This is a genomic window from Streptomyces vulcanius (genome assembly GCF_042653945.1).
GTDB classification, from domain to species: Bacteria; Actinomycetota; Actinomycetes; order Streptomycetales; family Streptomycetaceae; genus Streptomyces; species Streptomyces mangrovi.
On sequence record NZ_JBHSFK010000012.1, the window covers coordinates 209,545 to 233,845 of the forward strand.

At 71.9% G+C, this 24,301-nt stretch carries 20 protein-coding genes and 1 pseudogene; 5 read left to right on the top strand and 16 right to left on the bottom strand.

The genetic code is table 11. From position 1 onward, the window contains the following. Positions 1-23 precede the first annotated feature (23 nt). The 14 genes and pseudogenes from ACFPIH_RS20475 to ACFPIH_RS20540 all read right to left on the bottom strand — a co-directional run bounded on the left by ACFPIH_RS20475 (position 24) and on the right by ACFPIH_RS20540 (position 14,386). Positions 24-1,523 carry a glycoside hydrolase family 43 protein gene (locus ACFPIH_RS20475; RefSeq protein WP_381173484.1) on the bottom strand — a complete coding sequence of 500 codons (1,500 nt, stop codon included), beginning with the start codon at positions 1,521-1,523 and terminating at the stop codon, positions 24-26. Next, positions 1,520-2,374, bottom strand: a complete 855-nt coding sequence (locus ACFPIH_RS20480; RefSeq protein WP_381173481.1) for a DUF6807 domain-containing protein — start codon at positions 2,372-2,374, stop codon at positions 1,520-1,522. Before ACFPIH_RS20480 ends, ACFPIH_RS20475 begins: the two co-directional genes overlap by 4 nt. Then, positions 2,374-3,639, bottom strand: coding sequence for a Gfo/Idh/MocA family protein (locus tag ACFPIH_RS20485; protein WP_381173478.1), 1,266 nt, complete (start codon positions 3,637-3,639; stop codon positions 2,374-2,376). Before ACFPIH_RS20485 ends, ACFPIH_RS20480 begins: the two co-directional genes overlap by 1 nt. Then, entirely contained in the window at positions 3,636-4,928 is a 1,293-nt protein-coding gene (locus ACFPIH_RS20490) for a pectate lyase family protein (RefSeq protein ID WP_381173475.1), read from the bottom strand. Before ACFPIH_RS20490 ends, ACFPIH_RS20485 begins: the two co-directional genes overlap by 4 nt. After that, entirely contained in the window at positions 4,925-5,824 is a 900-nt protein-coding gene (locus tag ACFPIH_RS20495; protein WP_381173473.1) for a carbohydrate ABC transporter permease, read from the bottom strand. Before ACFPIH_RS20495 ends, ACFPIH_RS20490 begins: the two co-directional genes overlap by 4 nt. Beyond that, positions 5,821-6,756, bottom strand: coding sequence for a carbohydrate ABC transporter permease (locus ACFPIH_RS20500; RefSeq protein WP_381173471.1), 936 nt, complete (start codon positions 6,754-6,756; stop codon positions 5,821-5,823). Before ACFPIH_RS20500 ends, ACFPIH_RS20495 begins: the two co-directional genes overlap by 4 nt. Positions 6,757-6,850: 94 nt before the next feature. Next, complete coding sequence (gene araD / locus ACFPIH_RS20505) at positions 6,851-8,608, bottom strand: L-arabinonate dehydratase (protein WP_381173469.1); 1,758 nt, start codon at positions 8,606-8,608, stop codon at positions 6,851-6,853. Next, on the bottom strand, positions 8,605-9,516 hold the full coding sequence (locus ACFPIH_RS20510; RefSeq protein ID WP_381173467.1) for a dihydrodipicolinate synthase family protein: 912 nt from the start codon (positions 9,514-9,516) through the stop codon (positions 8,605-8,607). Before ACFPIH_RS20510 ends, araD begins: the two co-directional genes overlap by 4 nt. After that, positions 9,513-10,265: a GntR family transcriptional regulator gene (locus tag ACFPIH_RS20515; protein WP_381173465.1), complete on the bottom strand. Its 753-nt coding sequence runs from the start codon at positions 10,263-10,265 to the stop codon at positions 9,513-9,515. Before ACFPIH_RS20515 ends, ACFPIH_RS20510 begins: the two co-directional genes overlap by 4 nt. Before the next feature lie 164 nt (positions 10,266-10,429). Then, positions 10,430-11,182: an MBL fold metallo-hydrolase gene (locus ACFPIH_RS20520; RefSeq protein ID WP_381173463.1), complete on the bottom strand. Its 753-nt coding sequence runs from the start codon at positions 11,180-11,182 to the stop codon at positions 10,430-10,432. A 188-nt stretch (positions 11,183-11,370) separates the two neighbouring features. Then, positions 11,371-11,964, bottom strand: a complete 594-nt coding sequence (locus ACFPIH_RS20525) for a TIGR03086 family metal-binding protein (protein ID WP_381173895.1) — start codon at positions 11,962-11,964, stop codon at positions 11,371-11,373. A gap of 144 nt (positions 11,965-12,108) precedes the next feature. Beyond that, positions 12,109-12,177, bottom strand: a pseudogene (locus tag ACFPIH_RS20530) (DUF6010 family protein); the annotation flags it as partial. A gap of 101 nt (positions 12,178-12,278) precedes the next feature. Continuing rightward, on the bottom strand, positions 12,279-13,442 hold the full coding sequence (locus tag ACFPIH_RS20535) for a hypothetical protein (protein ID WP_381173461.1): 1,164 nt from the start codon (positions 13,440-13,442) through the stop codon (positions 12,279-12,281). Further along, positions 13,439-14,386 (bottom strand): 5-dehydro-4-deoxyglucarate dehydratase, encoded by a 948-nt coding sequence (locus ACFPIH_RS20540; protein ID WP_381173459.1) that lies wholly within the window; start codon positions 14,384-14,386, stop codon positions 13,439-13,441. Before ACFPIH_RS20540 ends, ACFPIH_RS20535 begins: the two co-directional genes overlap by 4 nt. 233 nt (positions 14,387-14,619) lie before the next feature. Between ACFPIH_RS20540 and ACFPIH_RS20545 the strand changes: the two genes are divergently transcribed. Both ACFPIH_RS20545 and ACFPIH_RS20550 read left to right on the top strand, forming a co-directional pair. Then, positions 14,620-15,429: an NAD-dependent epimerase/dehydratase family protein gene (locus tag ACFPIH_RS20545; RefSeq protein WP_381173457.1), complete on the top strand. Its 810-nt coding sequence runs from the start codon at positions 14,620-14,622 to the stop codon at positions 15,427-15,429. 248 nt (positions 15,430-15,677) lie between these two features. Continuing rightward, positions 15,678-16,448, top strand: a complete 771-nt coding sequence (locus tag ACFPIH_RS20550; protein WP_381173455.1) for a DeoR/GlpR family DNA-binding transcription regulator — start codon at positions 15,678-15,680, stop codon at positions 16,446-16,448. A gap of 77 nt (positions 16,449-16,525) precedes the next feature. On the opposite strand, the gene ACFPIH_RS20555 is transcribed toward ACFPIH_RS20550, so the two are convergent. After that, positions 16,526-17,524, bottom strand: coding sequence for a helix-turn-helix domain-containing protein (locus ACFPIH_RS20555; protein WP_381173453.1), 999 nt, complete (start codon positions 17,522-17,524; stop codon positions 16,526-16,528). A gap of 183 nt (positions 17,525-17,707) precedes the next feature. Between ACFPIH_RS20555 and ACFPIH_RS20560 the strand changes: the two genes are divergently transcribed. Beyond that, complete coding sequence (locus tag ACFPIH_RS20560) at positions 17,708-20,689, top strand: S8 family serine peptidase (RefSeq protein ID WP_381173451.1); 2,982 nt, start codon at positions 17,708-17,710, stop codon at positions 20,687-20,689. 101 nt (positions 20,690-20,790) lie between these two features. Then, positions 20,791-21,984, top strand: coding sequence for a TerD family protein (locus ACFPIH_RS20565; RefSeq protein WP_381173893.1), 1,194 nt, complete (start codon positions 20,791-20,793; stop codon positions 21,982-21,984). A gap of 150 nt (positions 21,985-22,134) precedes the next feature. Here ACFPIH_RS20565 and ACFPIH_RS20570 read toward each other — a convergent pair whose 3' ends face one another. After that, positions 22,135-22,701 carry a TetR/AcrR family transcriptional regulator gene (locus tag ACFPIH_RS20570; RefSeq protein ID WP_381173449.1) on the bottom strand — a complete coding sequence of 189 codons (567 nt, stop codon included), beginning with the start codon at positions 22,699-22,701 and terminating at the stop codon, positions 22,135-22,137. Positions 22,702-22,852: 151 nt separating this feature from the next. Between ACFPIH_RS20570 and ACFPIH_RS20575 the strand changes: the two genes are divergently transcribed. Next, positions 22,853-24,301 carry an MFS transporter gene (locus tag ACFPIH_RS20575; RefSeq protein ID WP_381173447.1) on the top strand — a complete coding sequence of 483 codons (1,449 nt, stop codon included), beginning with the start codon at positions 22,853-22,855 and terminating at the stop codon, positions 24,299-24,301.

Sequence of the window (24,301 nt, forward strand, 5' to 3'; positions counted from 1 at the left end):
AACGGGCTTACGAGGGACGGGCGTTACAGCGGCCGGATGCGGAATCCCGTGAACGAGGCCGCCCCGGCGTGCCCCGGTCCCGCGGGGGCGAGGGCGAACAGGCCGAGCAGGGCGCCGACCCAGCGCCAGGGGGCGGCGGCGAAGACGGGGCCGGAGTGGTGCGGGCCGTCGCCGAGGTCGTAGGCGAAACGGCAGCGCGCTCCCGCGCCGATCTCGATGCGCAGATGGACCCGCCCGTCGGGGGCGAGGCGTGGCCGGTCGGCGTCCCGTTCCCGCTCGGCGACCTGCTCGGCGAAGCGGTGCACGAGGTGGACGGTGCCGTCGGCGGCCCGCTCCAGGCCGATCCAGCCGAACGCGTCCCCGAGGACGGCCAGTCCGGCCCGTGCGCCCGGTTCCTCGCCGTGCAGGGTCAGCCCCACCTCCACGGCGGAGGGGACCCCCGGGAGCCGCTGGGTAAGGACATGAGGCAGTTTCCGCAGGTCGTGCGCGTGTGCCGTGCGTACGCAGGACAGTCGCAGGCCGTCGCCGGAGTGGTGGGTGGCCCAGCCGTCCTGGGGGTTGGCGGCCCACTGCCACTGCCGGCCGAAGCGTCCGCCGGGGAAGTCGTCGTCGGTGGCGGGCGCGGCGGGCGGCTGTACGGGCAGGTCGGGGCTCCGGTGTTCGAGGACGGGGGCGCCCTCGTCACCGACGACCGGCCAGCCGTCCGCTCCCCAGCGCATGGGCTGGAGGTGGACCACCCGGCCGTAGGCGCCGCGCTGCTGGAAGTGCAGGAACCAGTCCTCGCCGGACGGGGTGCGCACCCAGCCGCCCTGGTGGGGGCCGTTGACGTCGGTGTCCTTCTGCTCCAGGACGATCCGTTCCTCGTACGGGCCGAAGAACTCCCGGGCGCGTAAGGCGCCTTGCCAGCCGGTCTCCACTCCCCCGGCGGGTGCGAGGATCCAGAACCAGCCGTCGTGCCGGTAGAGCTTGGGTCCTTCCAGGGTGAACCAGCCGGGGATGCGGTCCGCGTCGACGATCACCTTGCCCTCGTCGAGAAGTGACGTCCCGTCAGGGCGCATACGGTGGCCGGTGAGCCGGTTCTTGACGCCCGCGCGGGACTTGGCCCACGCGTGGACCAGATAGGCCTCGCCGGTCTCGTCGTCCCACAGCGGGCACGGGTCGATGAGCCCCTTGCCCTCCTTCACCAGGTGCGGGCGGGTCCAGGGGCCCCTGATCTCGGGGGCGTTGACCTGGAAGATGCCCTGGTCGGGATCGCCCCAGAAGATCCAGAAGCGGTCGTCGTGGAACCTCAACGACGGGGCCCAGACGCCGCAGTCGTGCCGGGGCGCCCTGAAGTCGGCCGCCGGTTCCAGGCGTTCGAGGGCGTGGCCGACGAGGGTCCAGTTGACCAGGTCGCGGGAGTGCAGCAGGGGCAGGCCGGGGGCGCGGCCGAAGCTGGAGGCGGTGAGGTAGAAGTCGTCGCCGACGCGCACGACGTCCGGGTCGGACCAGTCGGCGTTGAGCACCGGATTGCGGTAGGTCACTGGCTGACCGCCTTTCTGACCAGCGCGGTCGCCTCGTCGCGGGCCAGGCGGCCGTCCGCGACGACGGTGACGACCCGGCGTACGGCGGTCTCGCCGGGCGGGATCGGCAGCCGTGCGGCGGAGGCGAGGGAGGAGCCGACGCCGGGGTACTCGGCGGTGCGGACGAACCAGGGGTCGCGGCGGGTCGCGTCGGTGGCGCCCGCGAAGACGAGGGTCCAGCCGACGCCGGCCAGGGCGAGCCAGTCGGCGCACCGGCCGTGTGTCTCGGCCTCGCCCTCGGTGTCCGCGGTGAAGACCTCGGGGGCCGAGGCCTCCTTGCGCGCCCGCCAGAAGAAGCCGCCGTAGGCCGCGCCGGGGCGTCCGTTCGTCGCCGGGCTGCCGATGGACAGCGGGGTGGCGGTGACGTTGGTGAGGGAGAAGGTGAAGTCCAACGCCCAGGCGGTGTCGGTGAGTTCGGTGGCCGCGACGGTACGGCGCTCGCGCAGCAGCTCCGTTCCCGAGGCGACCCAGCGCAGTTCCGCCACGAAGCCGTCGGGGTCGCGGAGTTGGAAGGAGCCGTGGCGCTGGGTGCCGTGGTTGTCGAGCTCGGTCGGGCCCTGGTCGCGGACGTAGGTGCGACCGCCCCAGAAGTTGTGCCCCCCGACGTCGGGAACGGCTACACCGACGCCGAGGTGGTGGGTGTGGTCGGCCGGGGTCAGTTCGGTGACCGCCGTGCCGGCCAGGGTGGTGACGGGGTGCAGATAGGGGCGCGGGGAGAGCCGGGCGGGCAGCTCGGGCCGGGTGACGTAGCGGCCGACAGGGCGGCCGGCGACCCGCAGGACGAGCGGCGCGTCGGGTGCTTGTGCTGCCATCACGTGCTCACCTCTTTCGGATGCGCGGTCGTGGACGCCCAGGGGGCGCCCAGTTCGGAGTAGAGGGCGAGGTTGTCGGCGGCCGCCGCCACGAGCCCGTCGATGCCGGGGACCGTCCTGCGGTCCTCGCCGGGCAGCAACCGCCAGGCGTCATCGGGCAGTTGCACCGGATCGGGCGCGGTGCGGATCGCCTCGACGACCCGCATGAAGGCCTCCGTCGCGGCGGGCGGTACGAGCAGTTCGGTGCCGTCGGTGAGGTGGTCGACGAGGTTCTCCAGCAGGTCGGTGCGGCCGTACTCGTACTCCTCGGGGCCGTGGCCGGCGCGCTGGAGCAGGACGCGGTCCTGCTTGTACCAGTAGGTGATCCGGCCGCGCCCGCCGTGCGCGACGACGTACGGCTCGTCGGGGTCCTCGGCGCACAGGGTCACGGCGACCACGATCGGGCGGCCGTCGGCGGTGCTGATCCGGACGCAGGAGGTGTCGTCGGACTCGATGGCGTTGGCGTGCGCGAGTTCGGTCTCGATGCGGGTGACGTCCTCGGCGCGGGTCCCGGCGAGGGCGAGTGCGGTGGCCACGGCATGCGCGAGCGGGTTGGTGAGGGCGCCGTCGACGACGTCGACGCCGTTCAGCCGCCGTTTGCCCGCCCAGGGCGCGCGCCGGTAGTACGACTGCGGACGCGCCCAGGCCCCGGCGCCGCCGAACCCGGTGATCTCGCCGATCACCCCGTCGGAGATCAGCTCACGGATCGCGGGTACGGCGTGCGAACCCAGCGACTGGAAGCCGATCTGGCAGACCACGCCCGTCTCGGCGACTCCGTCGGCCATCCGGCGGAACTCCGCGTAGGAGGGGGCGGGCGGCTTCTCCAGGAGGAGGTGCACGCCCCGCCGGGCCGCCGTCAGCGCCAGGTCGGTGTGGGTCGGGATCGGAGTGCAGATCACCGCGATCCGGGCGCCGGTGGAGTCGAGGAGCGCGCCGAAGTCGGCGGACTGCTCGGGTGCGCCGAGCCCCTCGGGGATCTCGTCGGGGGTCAGCGGGGTCAGCTCGCAGATCCCCGCCAGCCGGACGATCCCCTTGTCCTGGAGCCGGCGGATGTTGTCCAGGTGCCAGTGGCCGTGGCCGCGCGCGCCCGCGAGCACGATCGGGACCGGTGCGCTCAGGGGCTCGGTGGTGCGCTGCGGCTCGGCGGTGCGCTGCGGCTCGGTCGTGCTCAGGGGTTTGGTCGTGCGCTGCGGCTCGGTCGTGTGCTGCGGCTCGGTGGTGCTCATGGGATCCTCCCTGCGCCCGCGCCGCGTGCCACCTCTCGGTCGGCCACCTCGGCGCTGTCGATCTTTCCGTGCAGGGTAGGCGTCCAGCCGACGTCCGCCGTGAGATCCCGCTCGCTGCCGGAGTTGTAGGCGTTGTAGATCGCCAGGAGGTCCACCGGATAGCCGTTGAACAGGGTGCCGCTCTGGTGCAGGGCGGTGCCGTTCCAGCTCTTGACCAGGTCGGCGACCTCGACGTGTCCGGGGGTGTGGAAGACGTTGTTCTCGGCGTAGATGGCGGACTCGGTCGACACGCCGAGCGAGTACCGGTACTCCCCCTCGTCGGGGACGACGTACCGGTTGTCGTACACGTGCACCTGTCCGAAGCGGACGCGCGGCGCGCGCTGGACGACGGACTCGAACTGGTTGTGGTGCAGGGTGACCCGGAGCCTGCCCCGGTCGCCCGTCGCCGTGTCGCCGCTGCCGATCAGCATCGCCTTGTCGTGGCCGGCGAACCGGCTCCAGGAGACGGTGACGAGGTCGGAGGCGTTGGTGATGTCGAGCAGGCCGTCGTGGCGGAGGTAGTTGCGGGCGAAGTAGGTGGGTTCCTTCGCGTCGGGGTGGCCCTGGTCGCTCGCGGTGATGTGGTCGACCCAGACATGGGTGGCGCCGCTCAGCCAGATGGTGTCGTACGCCGTCTTCCAGTCGCCGAGGCCGCCGGAGTTGGGCTGCCAGACGGGGAAGCAGTCGTAGGCGTCGCGCAGGTCGAGGTTGCGCAGGATGACGTTGTCCGCGTTCCTGACCTGGAGACTGGCGCCCTTCAGGACGGCTCCCCTGCCCAGACCGACGATCGTGGTGTGGGAGCCGACGGACAGCACGACCCGCTCGGCCTGCCTGGCCGCCGACGCCTGGCGGGCCTCCTCCTGGGGACCGCTCGGCTTGGCGGAACCCCAGGTGCGGGGGTCGTAGGCGGCGAGGTACTTCTTCAGGGCGTAGCCGTCGGTGGCGTAGTCGGCGCAGTCCAGGTGCCGGCCGTCGTCGTCGGTGCCGGCGTCGATCGTCCCGGCGATCTTGATGATCTTCGGGGTGTCGCTGCCGTTGTCGAGCGCGCGGACCAGTTCGGCGCGGCTGGTGACCGTGTGGACGTGCGCGTCGTCGGCCGCCGCTCCCCCGGTGGTGCCGCTGCCGTACGCCGCCCAGCCGTCGTCGGCCGGGAGGGTGTCGCGGCTGATGTCCCGGGCCTCGGCGTGCGCGGGGACGCAGAGGACCCCCAGCACGGCGGTCGCCACGGTGATCCGACGGAGTCTCCTCATCCCTTCACCGCCCCCGCGCTGAAGCCGGTGATCAGCCACTTCTGGATGAAGGCGAACACGATCACCACGGGTACGGCGGCGATGATGCCGCCCGCGGCCAGCGCGCCCAGGTCGACGCTGTCCGCGCTCATCAGGGTGTTGAGGCCGACCGGGATGGTCTGCTTGCTCTGGTCGGACAGGAACATCAGGGCGAACAGGAAGTGGTTCCAGGCGTGCACGAAGGCGAAGGAGCCGACGGCGATCAGCCCGGGGCGCAGGAGGGGCAGGACGACGATACGGAACGCGGTGAGCCGGTTGCAGCCGTCGACCCAGGCGGCCTCCTCCAGGGAGTACGGCACGTTCCGGATGAAGCCGCTGATCAGGATCATCGACAGCGGCAGCTGGAAGACGGTCTCGGCGATGATGACGCTCGCGAGCGAGTTGATCATCTTCAGCTCGGCGAAGATCTGGAACAGCGGCACCAGGAGCAGCGCGCCGGGCACGAACTGGGTGCACAGCAGCGCCAGCATGAAACCGCGCTTGATCTTGAAGTCGAAGCGGGCGAGAGCGTAACCGCCGGTCAGCGCGACAAGGGTGGTGAGCAGCAGGGTCGCCACACCGGTGAGCACGCTGTTCTGGAAGTAGACGCCGAAGTCCCGGTCGTTCCAGACCTTCTCGAAGTGCTCGAAGGTCATCGGCCAGGGCACGAGCGAGGTCGAGCCGGCCGGGCGGAGCGCGAAGAGCAGGATCCAGTAGAAGGGGATGAGGGTGAAGAGCAGGTAGATCGACAGGGGGACGTAGATCTGCCAGCGGGGGGCCTCGTCCCAGGCGCGGTGCTTCTTTCGCGGCCGCTGGTCGGCGGCGGGGGTCACGGGCGCGGGCGCGGGTGCGGGTGCTGTGGCCTCCTTGGTGATCACTTGCCTTCACCTCCGAACTTGCTGAGCCGCAGATAGACCATGGAGCAGAAGAGCAGGATCACGAACGCGACCGTGGTGAGGGCGGACGCGTAGCCGAAGTTGTGGGCGTCGACGGAGGTGTTGGCGATGTAGAGCGGGAGGGTGGTGGTCTCCCCCGCCGGGCCGCCGCCGGTGAGCGTGTAGAGCAGGTCGACGTTGTTGAACTCCCACACCGCGCGCAGCAGCGTGGACAACACGATGGCGTCCTTCAGATGGGGCAGGGTGATGTGCCAGAACTGCTTGAGGCGGCCGGCCCCGTCGACCTCGGCGGCCTCGTACAGGTCCTTCGACACGGACTGGAGGTCGGCGAGGATGAGGATCGCGAAGAAGGGGACGCCGCGCCACAGGTCGGCGACGATCGCCGCCGGGAAGACGGTGGAGGTGTCCGACAGCCAGCTGGTGCCGTAGGAGCCGATGCCCATGTCCGCGAGGTAACGGGTGATGCCGGTCTGGGAGTTGTAGATCAGCACCCAGATCACCGAGGTCAGCACGCCGGAGACGGCCCACGGGGAGAAGACGAGGGCGCGGCCCAGCGACCGTCCCACGAAGGTCTGGTTGACGATGAGTGCCAGCGCGAGTCCGAACAGCAGTTGCAGCCCGACCTCGACGACGACCCACTTGGCGCTGAAGGTCAGCGTGTCCCAGAACTGCGGGTCGTCGGTGAAGGCGTGGACGAAGTTGTCGAAGCCCGCGAAGCCGTTGCGCCACGGTTTGGTGGGGTTGTAGTTCTGCAGGCTGTAGTAGAAGACGCTGATCACCGGGTAGGCGATGAAGCCCAGCATCAGCAGGGCCGCCGGCGCGATCAGCAGGTACGGGAGCCTGCGGGGCGTGGCGGAGGCACGGCGCCGCCGGTGTGGCGCGGGCGGTTTCGCCACGGCTGCGGCTTGGGCCATGACTGTTCTCCGTTCTCAGTTGCGTCGTGCGTGCGTCGTACAGGAAGCGCTTTCCCCCTGGGCAGGGGTGTGCGCTGTCGTGCGTGTGCCGTGCTCAGCCCGCGTAGGGGTCCGCGACCTTGCCCGGACGGGCCAGGAACTCGAAGTCGCAGCCGGTGTCGGCCTGGGTGATCTGCTCGTTGTAGAGCGCGCCGTAGCCGCGCTCGTACCGGGTGGGCGGCGGGGTCCACGCCGCCCTGCGCCGTTCCAACTCCTCGTCGTCCACGTGGAGATGGAGGGAGCGCGCCTCGACGTCGAGGGTGATCCGGTCCCCGGTGCGCACGAGGGCCAGCGGGCCGCCGACGTACGACTCCGGCGCCACGTGCAGTACGCACGCGCCGTAACTGGTGCCGCTCATCCGGGCGTCGGAGATCCGGACCATGTCCCGCACGCCCTGCTTGAGCAGGTGGTCGGGGATGGGGAGCATGCCGTACTCCGGCATGCCGGGGCCGCCCTTGGGGCCGGAGCCCCGCAGCACCAGCACGCTGTCGGCGGTGATGCCCAACTCGGGGTCGTTGATGGTGCGTTGCATGGTCCGGTAGTCGTCGAAGACGACGGCGGGGCCGGTGTGCTTCAGCAGGTGCGGCTCGGCGGCGATGTGCTTGATGACGGCGCCGTCCGGGCAGAGGTTGCCGCGCAGTACGGCGACCCCGCCCTCGCTCGCCACCGGGTTGTCCCGGGTCCGGATGACGTCGTCGTTGTGGACCTGGGCACCGGCGAGCTGTTCGCGCATCGTGTCGTACGAGATCGTCGGCCGGTCCAGGTGGAGCAGGTCCGGGATGCGGGAGAGGAAGCCGGGCAGCCCGCCGGCGAAGTGGAAGTCCTCCATGAGGTACGTCCGGCCGCCGGGGCGGACGTTGGCGAGGACGGGGACCGTGCGGGCGATGCGGTCGAAGTCGTCGAGGGTGAGCTTGACGCCCGCGCGGCCGGCCATGGCGATGAGGTGGATGACGGCGTTGGTGGAGCCGCCGAGGCCGAGGACGGTGGTCACCGCGTCCTCGAAGGCGTCTCGGGTGAGGATCGACGAGAGAACACGCCCCTTGTGGACTTGTTCAACGATCCTGATGCCGGATTGTGCCGCCATCCGATCGTGCCCCGAGTCCACGGCCGGAATGCTCGACGCCCCCGGCACCGTGACGCCCAGCGCCTCGGCGGCAGCGGTCAGCGTGGACGCCGTACCCATCGTCATGCAGTGGCCGGGTGAGCGCGCGAGGCCGTTCTCCAGCTCGGCCAGTTCGCAGTCGCCGATGAGTCCGGCCCGCTTGTCGTCCCAGTACTTCCACATGTCGGTGCCGGAGCCGAGGACCTCGTTGCGCCAGTGGCCCGGCAGCATGGGCCCGGCGGGCACGAACACGGTCGGCAGGTCGACGCTGGCGGCCCCCATGAGCAGCGCGGGGGTCGTCTTGTCGCAGCCGCCCATCAGGACCGCCCCGTCGACCGGATACGACCGCAGCAGCTCCTCGGTCTCCATCGCGAGGAGGTTGCGGTAGAGCATCGGGGTCGGCTTCTGGAAGGTCTCGCTGAGCGTGGAGACCGGGAACTCCAGCGGGAAGCCGCCCGCCTGCCATACGCCCCGCTTGACCGCCTGAGCGCGATCACGGAGGTGCACATGACAGGGATTGATGTCCGACCAGGTGTTGAGGATCGCGATCACCGGCTTGCCGAGGTGCTCCTCGGGGAGGTAGCCGAGCTGGCGGGTGCGGGCGCGGTGGCTGAAGGAGCGCAGGCCCTCGACGCCGTACCACTGGTGGCTTCTGAGCTCCTCGGGACGCTTCTTCGGGTGCCCCTCCGGGTGATCGTCGAAGCGCTTCATATGGACCACCCGGCGGCGATGGCGGCGACCTCGGCCCGTTCGTCCTCGGACAGCACCCGGCTGGGCGGGCGTACGTCCCGGCGGCACAGGCCCAGGGAGGCAAGGGCTTCCTTGACGACGGTGACGTTGTTCGCGGAGCCGTTCGCGGCGCGCAGTTCCTCGAAGCGGCGGATCTGCTCCCACACCTTCATCGCCGCCGGATAGTCCCCCGATCGAAGCGCTTCGATCATGTTCAGCGAAACGGAAGGGGCAACGTTCACCAGCCCCGAGGTGAAGCCGGTGGCGCCCGCCGAGAAGTAGGAGGGGGCGTACGGCTCGGCGAGGCCCGCGACCCAGACGAACCGTTCCAGGCCGGCGTCCCGCGCGAAGGCGGCGAAGCGGGCCGCGTCCGGGACGGCGTACTTCACACCGATGACGTTCGGGCAGGCGTCGGCGAGTTCGGCCAGGCGGTAGCCGCTCAGCTGGGCGTTGCGGATGTACGGGACGACGCCCACCTCGGGCACGGCCTCGGCGATGGCCCGGTGGTAGTCGACCCAGCCGCGCTGCGAGACATAGGGGTGGACGGGCTGGTGGACCATCACCATCTGGGCGCCCAGTTCCCGGGCGTGGTGGGCGGAGGCGACGGCGGTGGGGACGTCATGACCGACCCCGACGAGGATCGTTGAACGATCCCCTGCCTCATCGATCGTCAGTTCCGTGACGAGCCGGCGCTCCTCGGGGGTGAGGGTGTAGAACTCGCCGGTGTTGCCGTTCGGGGTGAGGGTGGCGATCCCGCCGTCGAGCAGCCGGCGCAGCAGCGCCCGGTGGGCGTCCCGGTCGACGGAACCGTCCTCGGCGAACGGGGTCACCGGGATGGCCACCACGTCGGCCAGGGCGGCCCGCTGGGTCTCGAACGCCACGCTGCTCATTCCTGGCCTCCCTGGTTCGCCGCCCGGCCTGCCGTCTGGTTCGCGGCCCGGCCTGCCGCCTGGTTCGCCGTCCGACCTGCCGTCTGGTTCGCCGCCTGGTCTGCCGCTGCGTCGTCCGCCTGGGGGAACGCCCGCTCGACGAAGGACGCGATGTGGGCGTGCAGGGCGCGGGCCGCGCCGTCGGCGTCGCCGTCCAGCGCGAGCCGCAGGATCTCCCGGTGCTCGCCGGCCTCCCGCTCCCAGGAGGGCGAGGCGGCCCAGGCGACGGCGGAGACGAGGGCCGCCTGGTCGCGGACCTCGTCGAGCATCCGGCCGAGCAGCGGGTTGCCGCACGGCAGATACAGGGCGCGGTGGAACTCCCGGTTGGCCAGGGACCGTTCGGCGGTGTCGGTGGCCTCGTCGGCCCTGGTCAGCGCGTCCTTGGCGGCATCCAGGGAGGCGCTGCGGCGCACCGCCCGCCGGAGCGCCTCGGGTTCGAGGAGCAGCCGTACGTCGTAGACCTCGCGCGCCATGTCCGCGTCCACCATGCGCACCGTGACGCCCTTGTACTGGCTCATCACGACCAGTCCGGTGCCGGCCAGGGTCTTGAGCGCCTCGCGCACAGGGGTCTTGGACACCCCGAACTGGGCGGCGAGTTCGGTCTCGACCAGGGCCTGACCCGGCGTCAACCGCCCGGTGAGGATGCGGCGTTTGATCTCCTCCAGCACGTACTGCGTACGGGAGGGGATCGGCGTGGGCACAGAGGTCATGCGCGCCTCTCGGATCTCACGGATCACGGATCTCGGGATCGGATCTCACATATCGCGTCTCATATATGACGTACGAAGTACGACGCGTTGAAGGTAGGAGGGGCGCTGTGTTTCGTCAATGCTTCTGACAGAAGAAGCAGTCGGCGGAAGACCGGAGCGGAGGATCAGAGGGGGATGGTCTCGCCCTCGCGAGCGGTGCGGGCCGGACCGCCGAAGGCGGCCGCCGCGCGGGCGGTCGCCTCCTCGCGGGTGAGCGAGGGTCCGACGTGGGTGACGAACAGGTCGCGTACACCGGCCTTTCGGGCCGCCTCCCCGGCGTCCTCGGGTGTCATGTGCGCGGGTTCGCCCTTGCCGTGCCGGTCGAGGTCCGCCTCGCACAGGAACAGGTCGGCGCCGGAGGCGAGCTCGGTGAGCGCGTCGCACGGGCCGGTGTCCCCGGAGTACACGAAGACAGTCCCCTGGCACTCGACGCGCAGCGCGTACGCCTCGGTGTCGTGCGCCACCGCGCGGGTGGTGAGGCGCAGGTTCCAGTGCCGGACGGTGTGGCCGTCGTACAGCGGGCGGAAGTCGAAGGCCCCGTTCAGGAACCGGATGTCCGCCCGTCCGAAGAAGCCTGCCAGGCGCAGGGCGCAGTCCATGGGCGCGTACACCGGGATCGGGGCCGGCGGGAGGAGCCCGCCGAAGGCGAAGGCGTAGGCGGCGGCGAGGAGGTCGGCGCTGTGGTCGGCGTGGAGGTGGGAGATCCAGATCGCGGTGAGCCGGTCGGGATCCGTGTGCCTCTGCAACTCCGCGAACGTTCCTGGCCCCGCGTCCACCCAGACTTCGGCGCCCGCGCCGCGCAGCAGATAGCCGGAGCAGGGGCGGCCGGGGCGCGGATACGGGGAGGCTGTGCCGAGCACGGTGAGACTGAGGGGCATGCTGGGGAGCGTACGGTCCGCCCCGGCGCTACGAGCGGCGTTTGCGATTGTCTACGCCGGGCTCGGTGGGCCGACTACGGCGGCCGGCCCGCCCGGCCCGACGATCACACCAGGCGGGGCCGCCGACGGAGCGAAGAACTCACCGGCCTCCCCCGCCGTCCCGGCGCTCACTCCCCCCGTTGCCCGCGTCACCGCGTCCACCCCGGATCACGCCCGCTCAGTCCGACCGCCCGGTCGAGCAGCGGGGCGTCCTGCGGGACGGGTACGACGGGGCCGAAGAGGCCGTTGCCGCGGTCGTCACCCGCCGCCCGCAGGAACTCGTGAGCGGCCTGGAGCGCGGCCGGGTCCGGGGTGTAGTCCTGGCCGGTGGCGCGTGCCAGGTCCCAGCCGTGGATCACCAGTTCGTCGACGGCGACGGCTGCCGCGACCTGGCCGGGCAGGTCCACCGAGCCCGCCCGGGTCATGCCGGTCCAGGCGGCCGGGTCCCGCCAGGCCTCGGCGAGTCCGTCGAGCGCCTCGGGCAGCTCGGCGCGCCAGCCGGGCGTGATGTCCGGCGCGGCGGCGTCGGCCGGGGTGTCGGTCGTGGGCCCAAGGTCCTTGCTCGCGGCGTCCCGGAAGGCGACCGCGAGGCCGGTCAGGTGCCCGAGCATGTTGTGCACGGCGCAGTCCGGGCAGGGCGTCGGGTCCGCGAGCTGTTCGTCCCGGACGCCGGCCGCGAGGCGCGCCACGACCCTGGCCTGGGGGCCGAGGTCGAGAGTGATGGTGGTCGTCGTGTCAGTCATAAGGGGTGGACCGTCCGGGAGCCGGAAACTCATCGGGGCCGACGGTCCGGGGCCCCGGAAAGTCATCGCTCGGCGACCGCCGCCACCCTTCGCGTCCGCAACAGCTCGGCCGGTGACCGTCCCCCGCCCGGGGCACCACACCGCGATCACCGGGTCGCAGATCGCGCAGCCCAGCGAGGAGTCGTGGGCGAACGGGACGATCGGGTTGTTCATGGCCCCGACGGCAGGGCGGGCACCGGACGCGCCCCAGGGGCGTTACCGACAGCCTCCGACGGATTCCCGCCGGGGCGGAACGCCCCTGCCCGAGCGAGCGGTCAGCGCGCCGCCAGCGCCTCCCGTACGGCGTCCAGGTCCCCCTCCGACGCCAGCCCCGCGTGATACAGCCGGATCTCCGTCGCGCCGAGTTCACGCGCGCGTGCCGCGTCCGCCGCGAGCGTCGCCGGGCTGCCGCCCATGCCGGAGACGACGCCGAAGTTGGCGGCGATCACCGCGCCCTCCCGGCGCTGTCCGGCGAACGGCGTCAGCAGGGCGGGTCCGCCCGCGCAGGGCACGACCACGCCGTCCGCGACGGAGAGGATGTGCGCGGGGTCGACGCCCGGGTTGGCGCCGACGTGGTAGGTCACGGGGTCGGCGTGCAGCAGTACCTGGAAGCCGTCGGGAGCGGCGTCCCGTACCGCGCGGACCGCCGTCTCCTGGAGCGTCCGGGCGGTTTCGTCACGCCACGCGCGCGTGGCCGTCGCGTAGGCGGGCCCCAGCAGCTTCTCGACGCCCGCCCAGCCCTCGTCCTCCGTCGCCCCGCGCCAGAGCGGCTCCAGGGCGTCCCGTACGGCGGCGGCGAGCGCGTCCGCGTCCAGGCCCTGGGCGCCGTACCCGGCCCGGCAGGCCGGGCAGAAGCAGAGCGCCATCAGGTACATGCCGGCGTCGCCGAGGCCGACCCCGCCGGTCTTGTCGTGGGCGTGCAGGTGCTGGAGGCCGTACCAGCCGAGGGACTCCAGTTCGGTGCCGTGCGCGCCGGGGCGTACGGCGGCCTCGGCGGCGAGGTCGACGAGGTACGCGCGCGTGGCGGGCTGCGCGATGCAGGGCGCCCAGGGGTAGCGGTCGCCGTAGGCGTTGACGACGGAGGTGTCCGGATGCTCGGCGCCCAGGCGGGAGTTGTGCGCGAGGACGACCCAGGTGTGCACCTCCAGGCCGGCCCCCGCGAGGGCCTCGGCGGCCTCCCCGAATGAGTCTCCGGGGGCCCAGTCGCCGGCCGCGTAGGGGCGCAGCTCACGGCCCGCCCAGCGGTCGTCCGCCGGGTACAGCACGGACGCGTGCTCGGCGGTGACGATGCGGTGGCGCGGATGGCGCGGGGTGAGGGCGCGGGTGGAGTGGTAGGCGGCCGCGAGGGTCACCTGTTCCACGCCGAGGGAGGCGATGCGGTCCGGGGCCGCGGGATCGCCGTTGACGTCCCAGGGGTAGACGAACGTGGACGCCTTCACTGAGCGGTCTCCTCCTCCAGGAGCGCGTGGCCGCGCTCGATCAGCCGGGCGAGCTGCTTGACATGATCCTCGCCCGGTTCGTGCAGCGGCGGGCGGACCTCGCCGACGTCGAGCCCGCGCAGCCGGACGCCGGCCTTGACGAGGGAGACGGCGTAACCGCGGCCACGCGCGCGCAGTTCGACGAACGGCCGGTAGAAGCCGTCGAGCAGCCGGTGGACGGTGGCCGTGTCGCCGGTGGTGAGCGCGCGGTGGAAGGCGAGGGCGATCTCGGGCGCGAAGCAGAACACGGCGGAGGAGTAGAGGGTGACGCCGAGGGCGTGGTAGGCGAGCTGGGTCTGTTCGGCGGTCGGCAGGCCGTTGAAGTAGAGGAAGTCGCCGGGGACCTCGGTGCGCACGGCGCTGATGATCCGCTGCATCAGGTCGAGGTCGCCGAGGCCGTCCTTGAGGCCGATGACACCCTCGGTGCGGGCGAGTTCGACGACGGTCTCCGGGGTGAACACGGCGTTGTCGCGCTGGTAGACGATCACCGGGAGCGGGGTGGCCGCCGCCAGCTCCCGGTAGTGGCGCAGCAGACCCTCCTGGGCGGCGACGACAAGGTAGGGCGGCATCGCGAGCAGCCCGTCCGCCCCGGCGGTGTGCGCGAGCCGGGCGTAGCGCACGGCGAGCGCGGTGCCGTAGCCGGCGCCGGCGACCACCGGTACCCGCCCCGCGGTCTCCGCGACGGCCGCCGCCACGCAGGCCTCGAACTCCTCCGGGGTGAGCGCGTGGAACTCGCCCGTGCCGCAGCAGGCGAACACGGCGGCGGCCCCGGCCTCGACTCCGCGGCGGACGTGCGCGCGGTAGGCGGTGAGGTCGAGGAAGCCGTCGGGGCCGTAGGCGGTGACGGGGAAGAACAGCGGTCCGCTGGGGACGCGGAGGCGGGCGGCGAGGGGGGCTGACGTCACGGCTCTCGGCTCTCCCTAGGGCGACGCGTACGTTCTTCTGATTTACGTCCACATTCGTGAACGCGTCCAGCCTATGGAGGCTCTTCCGGCCCGGTCAAGTTCAAGTACGGCGCAAATGGAACGGAATCAGCAGGTCCACGCCACACTTGACGGGACACGGAGGGATCTTTAGCGTGTCCAAGAATGTGAATACCGTCCACGGATGAGACTGTGCTCGAAAAGGAGACCCGAGGATGCCCGCTCCCCGCACCGTCCTGCTCACCGGCGCCGCCGGCGGCCTCGGCACCCTGATGCGGGACCTGCTCCCCGGATACGGCTACGAGCTGCGCCTGCTCGACCTGCGCCCCGTCGAGGGCGCCCCGGACGCGATCACCGCGGACCTCGCCGACCGGGCGGCCCTCCGGGAGGCCGTACGCGGCGTCGACGCGATCATCCACCTCGCGGGCATCTCCCTGGAAGCCCCCTTCGAGAAGATCCTCAGGGCGAACATCGAGGGGACGTTCAACCTGTACGAGGCCGCCCGCGAGGAGGGCGTCGGACGGATCGTGTTCGCCTCCTCCAACCACGCCGTCGGCTTCACGCCCCGCCCCCAGGGCGACGATCCCCTGATCCCGGTCGACGCCCCGCGCCGCCCGGACACCTTCTACGGCCTTTCCAAGTCCTTCGGCGAGGACCTCGCCCAGCTCTACTGGGACAAGCACGGCCTGGAGACGGTGTCGGTGCGTATCGGCTCCTGCTTCGCCGAGCCGACCAGTGTGCGGATGCTGTCGGTGTGGATGAGCCCGGCCGACGGCGCGCGCCTCCTGCACGCGGCGCTCACCGCCGAGGACGTCGGCCACACCGTCGTATACGGCTCCTCCGCCAACACCCGTCTGTGGTGGGACCTGTCCTCCGCGCGGGCGCTCGGCTACGACCCGCGGGACGACTCCGAGCCGTACGCCGAGAAACTGATCGCCGAGCAGGGCGAGCTGGATCCGGACAACATCGCGCACGCGTACCTCGGCGGGCACTTCGTCAGCGACCCGCCGATCTGGCCGTACTGAGACACCGCTTGGCAGGCGCGGGCGGGCACCGAACGGGCCCGCCCGCCGCCGTATCCGGGCACGCGCGCTGCCCGAACCCACTCGCCCGCCGAGCGCGCCGCAGGTCCGAGGCGGGCAGTCCGCGGCCGAAACGGGCACACCCGGGCACCATCGGGCCCGCTGCGGACCTGGTCAGTGCCGCACACCCGCTGTAGAACTTCCCCCATGGGGCCCACCGGGCCCGAACGGGCAGCGAGGGAGGTGCGGGCATGGTCCCGATGACGGCGGAGGAGCGGCAGCGGGAGATCGTGCGCGCCGCCCGCGCCACCGGCTCGGTCGACGTCGCCGCGCTCGCCGCAGGGCTGGGCGTGGCCAAGGAGACCGTACGGCGGGATCTGCGCGCCCTGGAGGACCACGGTCTGGTGCGCCGTACGCACGGCGGCGCCTATCCCGTGGAGAGCGCCGGCTTCGAGACGACGCTGGCCTTCCGGGCCACCAGCCATGTGCCCGAGAAACGCCGGATCGCCGCCGCGGCGGCCGGACTGCTCGGGGACGCCGAGACGGTCTTCGTCGACGAGGGCTTCACCCCCCAGCTCATCGCCGAGGCGCTGCCCGCGGACCGGCCGCTGACCATGGTCACGGCGTCCCTGCCGGTCGCGGGCGCGCTCGCCGGGAACGAGAACGTGTCCGTGCTGCTGCTGGGCGGCCGGGTCCGCTCCGGCACGCTGGCGACCGTCGACCACTGGACGACGAAGATGCTGGCCGGCTTCGTCGTCGACCTCGCCTACCTCGGCGCCAACGGCATCTCCCGCGAACACGGCCTGACCACCCCCGACCCGGCCGTCTGCGAGGTCAAGGCGCAGGCCGTACGGGCGGCCCGGCGGGTGGTCTTCACGGGCGTGCACTCCAAGTTCGGCGCGGTCAGCTTCTGCCGGTTCGCCGAGGTAGGCGCGGTGGAGACGATCGTGACGAGCACCCTGCTGCCTGCGTCGGAGGCCCACCGCTACTCACTGCTGGGACCGCAGGTCATCAGGGTCTGAAACCCAGCCTGGTCCGCCAGGGCCCCGGCGCTGGAGCAGTTCGCGGCCGGGGCGGGCCGGAAGATCGTGGTGGTGCCCTAGGAGAGCCAGCCTCGCGCGTGCGCTGCCGCACCCGCCTGAAAGCGGTTACGGGCACCGAGGGCCCCCATGAGTGCGGCGACGCGGCGGGTGGCGGTACGGGTGCTGATGCCGAGCTGACGGGCGATGGCGTGGTCCTTGTAACCCGCGTTCAGCATGCGCAGGAGCAAAAGCTCGTCGTCGCCCGGCCCCTCCCGGGGCGCGTCGACCGTGGCCGGCGACGGCCCGGAGCTCAGAGGTTCCGCCCGGTCCCAGTACGCCTCGAAGAGTTCGATCAGGCCGTCCAGCAGCCCGGAGGGATGCACGACGGCGATGCTGTCCTGGCTCCCGCCGACGAGCAGCACCAGCGCCATACGGCGGTCCACTATCCGTGCCTTGAACGGGAGATGGGCCAGCAGCCGCGCCTGTTCGCCCAGTGAGGCCAGATGCAGCAGGGTCCGGAACCTGCCCGGGGGCTCCAGGGACTCGCGGCAGTACACGGTGCGGATGTCGACGCCCCGCTCCAGCCACATCCGGGTGGTCGCCGTCTCCCGGTCGTTGAACCCGGGTTCGCCGACGGCCTCCAGGTAGGGCGGCTTGTCCAGGGTCCATAAGTGCGCGGTGACGGACTCGCTCAGCTCCTCGACCTTGCGCTGGACGGTCTCCCGGCCGGTCAGGACCTCGACGAGGGTGCCGGGATCAGTCTGCAACTGCCCCGTGCGGTAAAGGCGGTTGAGGTCAGGGAGTGCGGACTCGACATCGGTGAAGGCCGTCTCCGCCTCTGAGCGGCGCCGGTTGAGCAGCACGGTGAGCGCGGAGCGCGGCCCCACCGCCTCCCAGCGGCCCGGTCCGGTGCGCCGTACAACTCCCAGTCCCGCGAGCCGTTTGAGGGCGTGTCCGGTGCGGGTCGCGGTGGTGTCGGCGGCCGTGGCGAGATCGCGGGCACCGCTGTCCGGCCGGGTCAGCAGGGCTCGGTAGACCTGCTCGTCGAAGGCGCTGATGCCGAGCGCGTCCAGCATGACCGGCCCCCTGCCAGGCGGGTGGCGTGTTCGGACAGCACGCCATAGACGCCACGCAGACTACCTGGACAACCGTTGATCGTCCGGCGTTCACTTCAGTCGAACCCCGCACCGGACGCATCAACTGTCCACTCCCACACGGCCCTTGAAGGCTCTTGCACGCCCGAACCCGGGAGGATTCCCGTGGCGTTCCTGTCACGAAGATCAGCACGTCCCGGGCGCCGCACGATCGGCGCCACCCTCACCACTCTGCTCCTGGCCGCCTCGCCGCTGGCCGCTCCCGCCGCCCCGGCCTGGGCCGCACCCGCACACCCGGTCGCCGGCCGCTACCTCGTCACCCTGGCCGACCAGCCGATCGCCACCTACGACGGCGGCGTCGAGGGCATTCCCGCGACCAAGCCCGCCGAGGGCGGCAAGGTGGACGTCACCACGGCCGGCGCCCGCCGCTACCGCACCCATCTGCTCGACGAACAGACCGAGGTCGCCCAGAAGGTGGGCGCCAAGGTCAGCCGGCACTACGCGGTGACCCTCAACACCTTCGCCGCCGAACTGACGGCCGCTCAGGTCCTCCGGCTGGCCGTGACGAAGGGCGTCACCTCGGTGACCCCCGACCGGCTGTACAAGGTGGCGGACGACAAGAACTCCACCGACTTCCTGGGCCTGTCGGGCCGCAGCGGCCTGTGGGCGGCGCTCGGCGGCACCGCCAGAGCCGGCCGGGGCGTCGTGATCGGCGACATCGACACCGGCATCTGGCCGGAGAGCGCCTCGTTCGCCGCACCGGCCCTGAAGAAGTCCAGGCCGCCGGCCTCGGACCGCTACCGGCCCTACCTGCGCGGCACCACCACCGTCATGCGCAAGGCCGACGGCTCCACCTTCACCGGCGCCTGCGAGACCGGCGCGCAGTTCACCGCCGCCGACTGCAACCGGAAGATCGTCAGCGCCCGCTCCTTCGGTGACGGCTGGCGGGCCGTGGTGCCCGAGTCCAACCGCGCCGACTACGCCTCGCCCCGGGACGGCCTCGGCCACGGCACCCACACCGCCGCCACCGCGGCCGGCGACGCGAACGTGCGCGCCGTCGTCGCCGGCCGCGACTACGGCACCGTCTCCGGCGTGGCACCGGGCGCGGCGATCGCGGTCTACAAGGCGCTGTGGGAGAGCAAGGACGGTTCACAGAGCGGCGGTCTGTCGAGTGACATCGTTGCCGCGATCGACCAGGCCGTCGCGGACGGCGTGGACGTGATCAACTACTCGGTCGGCAGCCTCCTGGAGGACTCACCCGGCTCCCCGGTCCAGACCGCCTTCCGCAACGCGGCGGCGGCCGGGGTGTTCGTGTCCACCTCCGGTGGCAACGCGGGCCCCGACGCGAGCACCCTTTCCAACACCTCGCCGTGGACGACGACCGTCGCGGCCGGGACCGTCGCGCCGTACAAGGGCACGGTCGTGCTCGGCAACGGCGAGCGCTACACCGGCATCAGCACCTCGGTCGACCGGACCGTCGGCCCGGCGCCGCTGGTGCGGGCCGAGGCGGTGAAGAAGGACGGCGCGAGCGCCTTCGACGCCTCGCTGTGCCAGGACGGCACCCTGGACCCGGCGAAGACCGCCGGCGCGATCGTCGTGTGCGACCGGGGCGTCAACGCCCGGGTGGCGAAGTCCGCGGAGGTCGCCCGAGCCGGCGGCGTGGGAACGGTACTGGTCAACCTCTCCGAGGGAAGTACCGACGGCGATCTGCACACCCTGCCCACGGTGCATCTGGACATCCCCGACGCCACCGCCGTACGCGACTACGCGGCCACCGGCGGGGCCACGGCGAGCCTGGTCACCGGCGGCGCCGACATCCCGTACCCGCAGGTCACGGGCTTCTCCTCGCGCGGCCCTTCCGCGAAGAACCACGGCGACGTCCTCAAGCCGGACATCACCGCCCCGGGCGCGTCGATCCTGGCCGCGGTGGCCCCGCCCACCAACAGCGGACACGCCTTCGACTTCTACTCCGGTACGTCGATGGCGGCGCCGCACATCTCCGGTCTGGCGGCTCTGTACCTGGCCGAGCACCCCAAGTGGTCGCCGATGGCAGTGAAGTCGGCGATGATGACCACCGCCACGCCCACGAAGACACCCGAGGGCAAGGACAGCGACGACGCCTTCGCGCAGGGCGCGGGCGAGGTCGACGCGCGGGCGATGCTTCGCCCCGGTCTGGTCTACGACTCGTCGGACCGGGACTGGCTGGGCTATCTGGAGGGACTCGGCACCGACACCGGCACCGGCACGAAGGCGATCGACGCCAGCGACCTCAACTCGGCGTCCATAGCGATCGGCGACCTGTTCGGCAGCCAGACGGTGACCCGGACCGTCACCTCCGTCACCCCGGGCACGTACAAGGTCCACGTCGACCTGCCCGGGGTGAAGGCGACGGTCACGCCGTCCACGCTCCGCTTCACGAAGCCGGGTCAGCGGCGCACGTTCACCGTCCGCTTCGACGTCGACACCGCGCCCGCCGGCGTCACCGACACCGGTTCGCTGACCTGGACCTCCGGCCGTACCGCCGTACGCAGCACGGTCGTCGTCACCCCGCAGACCACCCGGGCACCCGCGCAGGTGACCGGCAGCGGCGCCGACGGCCGGGTCTCCTACTCGGTCACCCCGGCCTCCACGTCGTTCACGGCCACCGCCTACGGCCCGGTCTCCACCACGCCCGAGCACGGCACCCTGACCGGGACCGTCGAGCGGGACCACTTCCCCGTCGTGCCCGAGGGCGCCAAGGCCACCGAGTTCAGTGTGAAGTTCGAGCCGACCTCCGCGATCACCGGCATCGCCTACGGCCGGTGGATCGACGGGCACCTCCAGGAGGGTTACATCGTCCTGCCCGACGCGCACGGCGTGGCGGACGTGGTGCTGCCGCATCCCGACGCGGGCACATATCTGGTCGCCGTCGTGCGGGTGGAGACCGCGTCCACCCCCGCCACCAGTGGGTACACCTACCAGGCCAACACGGTCGGCGCGGACAGCGCCCCGGCCGGCACGTTCACCGTCGCACCCGAGCGGGCCACCGCGGACCCCGGAGTACCCCTGGACGTCACCGCCACCTGGTCCGGTATGTCCCCGGACGCCCGGTCGACCGGATGGATCGAGTACTCCAACGGCGCGGGAACAGTTGTGAGCCTCAACTGACCGGAGCCGCCCGAACCGTTCCCTTACCAGCGTGCCGCACCTTTCGGACGCGGGTAAGGGAACGGTAAAGCGGTGCCGTTCGTTTCCCCGGCATGACAGCTATGACCCCCGGCTCGAACATCCCTCTCTCCACCGCGCGCGTGACGGTGGACGTCGCCGCCCCGGTGCGGCTCGACGTTTCGGGCCTGCTGCTCACCGCCGACGGCAAGGTGCGCTCCGACGACGACTTCATCTTCTACAACCAGCCGGCCGGCCCCGGCGTGAACTACCGCTCCGGCGGCGGCACGTCCCCCGACGCGATCACGGTCGACACGGCCGCCGTCCCCCCGGGCATCGAGAAGATCGTCGTCACGGCGAGCCCGGACGCCGCGGGTCAGACCTTCCAGGGCATCGAACCGACGGCCACGATCCGCAGCGCGGACGACAACAGCGTCCTGGCCACGTTCACACCCCCTCAGCTCGGCAGCGAGACGGCGCTGGTGGTCGTGGAGATCTATCTGCGCAACGGCGCCTGGAAGGCACGCGCGGTGGGCCAGGGGTACGCGAACGGCCTGGCGGGCATCGCGACCGACTTCGGCGTGACGGTGGAGGAGCCGGCGGCCGCGGCGGCACCGGCGGCTCCCGCCGCACCGGTAGCGGCGGCCGCCCCCGTCGCCGCCCCGCCGATGCCCCAGACCCCGCCGCCGTCCGCACCGCCGGCCCCGGCCCCGGGCGCGGGGAAGATCAACCTGGACAAGGGCCGCGTCAGCCTCCAGAAGAACCAGACCGTGTCCCTCGTCAAGGGCGGCGCTCCGCTCCTCTCGCAGGTCAAGATGGGCCTGGGCTGGGAGCCCGCCTACCGCGGCAAGGACATCGACCTGGACGCGTCCGTCATCGCCTACGGCCCCCAGCGCAACCACATCGACAGCTGCTACTTCGGCAAGCTGTCCATCGTGAACGGCGCGATCAAGCACTCCGGCGACAACCTCACGGGCGAGGGCGGGGGCGACGACGAGGTGATCGTGGTCGATCTCGGCCGTCTCCCCCAGGAGGTCACGGGCCTGGTCTTCACCGTCAACTCCTTCACCGGCCAGAAGTTCACCGAGGTGGCGAAGGCCTACTGCCGCCTCCTGGACGCCGCGACCGGCGAGGAACTCGTCCGCTTCGACCTCACCAGCGCCGAAGCCCAGACGGGCGTGATGATGGCCAAGCTCGTCCGCCAGTTCTCCGGCGAATGGGACATGACAGCCATGGGCACCTTCGTCAAGGCCCGCACGGTCCGCAACATGGTGAAACCGGCGGCGGAGGCACTGTAACCGTAGCTGCGGGCAATCGTGCCTCCCCCAGCGCCTCAAGGGCCTGGGGGGACCCCAGGCGGCATGGGTGGGCGCAGCTGCACCCCGCAAGCGCGGGCAAGCGAAACCCACCCCCGCCCAGCCCCAGCACACGGAACCTTTCCAGCGCCTCTACGCCCGCATCCCCTCCATCAGCAACCCCACATACCGCCGGATGACCGCGTCGTCCCCCTTGGCCAACTCCGACGCCGTAGCCACCCCATGCGCCAACCGCAGCACATCGATCGCGTCGACGTCCCCCCGCAGCACCCCCTCCCGACGCGCCGCCGCCACCAGCCGCCCCGCCGCGTCCTTCATATGCGTGCCGCAGGCGGTCACCGCCGCCGCGCTCCCGTCGGTGACGGCGGAGCCGAGCAGTGACTTCATCCCGCGCACCTGGATCGTGCCGACGCACAGCTCATTGAGCCACTCCACCAGCGCCTCCCCCGCCGGCAACTCCCGCCCCAGCTCGTCGGCGCGCGCGGCCAGCGCCTCGATCCGGTCGACATACGCCGACTCCAGCAGCGCCTGACGTGTGGGGAAATGCCGGTACAGCGTCCCGGACCCGACCCCGGCCCGCTTGGCGATGTCGTCCAGGGAGGCGCCCTCCCCGTGCTCGCCGAAGGCCTCCGCCGCAGCCTTCAGCAACCGCTCGTAGTTACGGCGAGCGTCCGCCCGCATAGGCCTGACCTGCGTCATCCAGTTACTCCTTGCGAACCGGGGACCCTCTCCGTATCTTATCGAGCACTAAACGGAGACAGTCCCCGCTTACTGCGTCGTCTCTGCGGGCTGATTCGTGCTGCCCGCATGCTCCACCACTTCACGCGGGGACACCAGACAGGGAGCACCCATGTCCAGCCCGTCCCCCGCCGCCACAGGCCCGCACCCTCACCCCCACCCCGCGCCGGACACCTCCCCGGCCCACCTCCGCACCGTCCTCCTCATCGTCGTGACGGCCTATCTGATGGTCGGAGTCGACTCGACCGTCGTGAACGTCGCCCTGCCCGCCATCCAGCACGACCTCGGCTTCTCTCCCACCGGCCTGTCGTGGGTGCTCAACGCCTACACGCTCACCTTCGGCGGTCTGCTGCTCCTCGGCGGCCGTGTCGGCGACCTCCTCGGCCGCCGCCGCACGCTCACCCTCGGTGTGCTGCTGTTCGCCGGTTCGTCCCTTCTCGGCGGACTCGCCGGAGACGGCGGCTGGCTGCTCGCCGCCCGCGCGCTCCAGGGCGCCGGCGCCGCCCTCGCCGCGCCCAGCACGCTCGCCCTGATCACCACCAACTTCCCCGAGGGCCCCCGCCGCCACCACGCCCTGGGCGTCTACTCGTCCACGGCCGGCATCGGCGCGTCCGTCGGGCTGATTCTCGGCGGCATGCTCACGGCCTGGGCGTCCTGGCGCTGGGCGCTGCTCATCAACGTCCCCATCGGCCTGGCGGTCGCCTTCGCGCTCCCGCGTTCCGTCGCCGAGACCCCGCGCCACGCGGGCCACTTCGACGCGACGGGCGCGCTGACCGGCACCGCCGGGACGACCTCACTGGTGTACGCGTTCATCCGGGTGTCGGAGGCGGGCTGGAGCGACCCGCGCGCTCTGCTCGGCTTCGCCGCCTCGGCCGTACTCCTGCTGGCCTTCGCCCTCGTCGAGTCCCGCGCGCGGCAGCCGATCATGCCGCTGCGGCTGTTCGCGGACCGCGACCGGGCGGGCGCCTACGCCGGCATCCTGCTGCTGCCGGCGGGGATGTTCGGCGCGTTCTACTTCCTCACCCTCATCTGCCAACAGGTCCTGAACTACAGCCCGTTGCGGACGGGGCTCGCGTTCCTCCCGCTGACCGTCGTGATGTTCACTACCGTCCGGCTGGTGCCGCGCCTGCTGGCCCGCTCCGGCGCGAAGCCGCTGATCCTGACCGGTCTCGCGCTGCTCGGCGCGGCCGGTGCCTGGCTGTGGCGGCTGCGCCCCGGCGACGGCTACGCGGCGGGCCTGCTGGGCCCGCTGCTCCTGCTGGGCGTCGGTGTCGGCCTGGCGATGATGCCGCTCAGCGCCACGATCCTCGCGAAGATCCGCCCGCAGGAGGCCGGCGCCGCCTCCGGCCTCCTCCAGACCCTCCAGTGGCTCGGCGGCACCCTGGGCCTGTCCGTCCTGGTCACGGTCTACGGCACCACGACCCGGCACGCCGGCCCCGGCACCCCCGCCGAGATCCTCACCCACGGCGCGTCCCGCGCCTTCGGCGCCGGCGCGCTGATCGCGCTCACCGCCCTGCTGGTCACGGCGTTCGCGCTGACCGGCCGACGTACATCGAGGTAG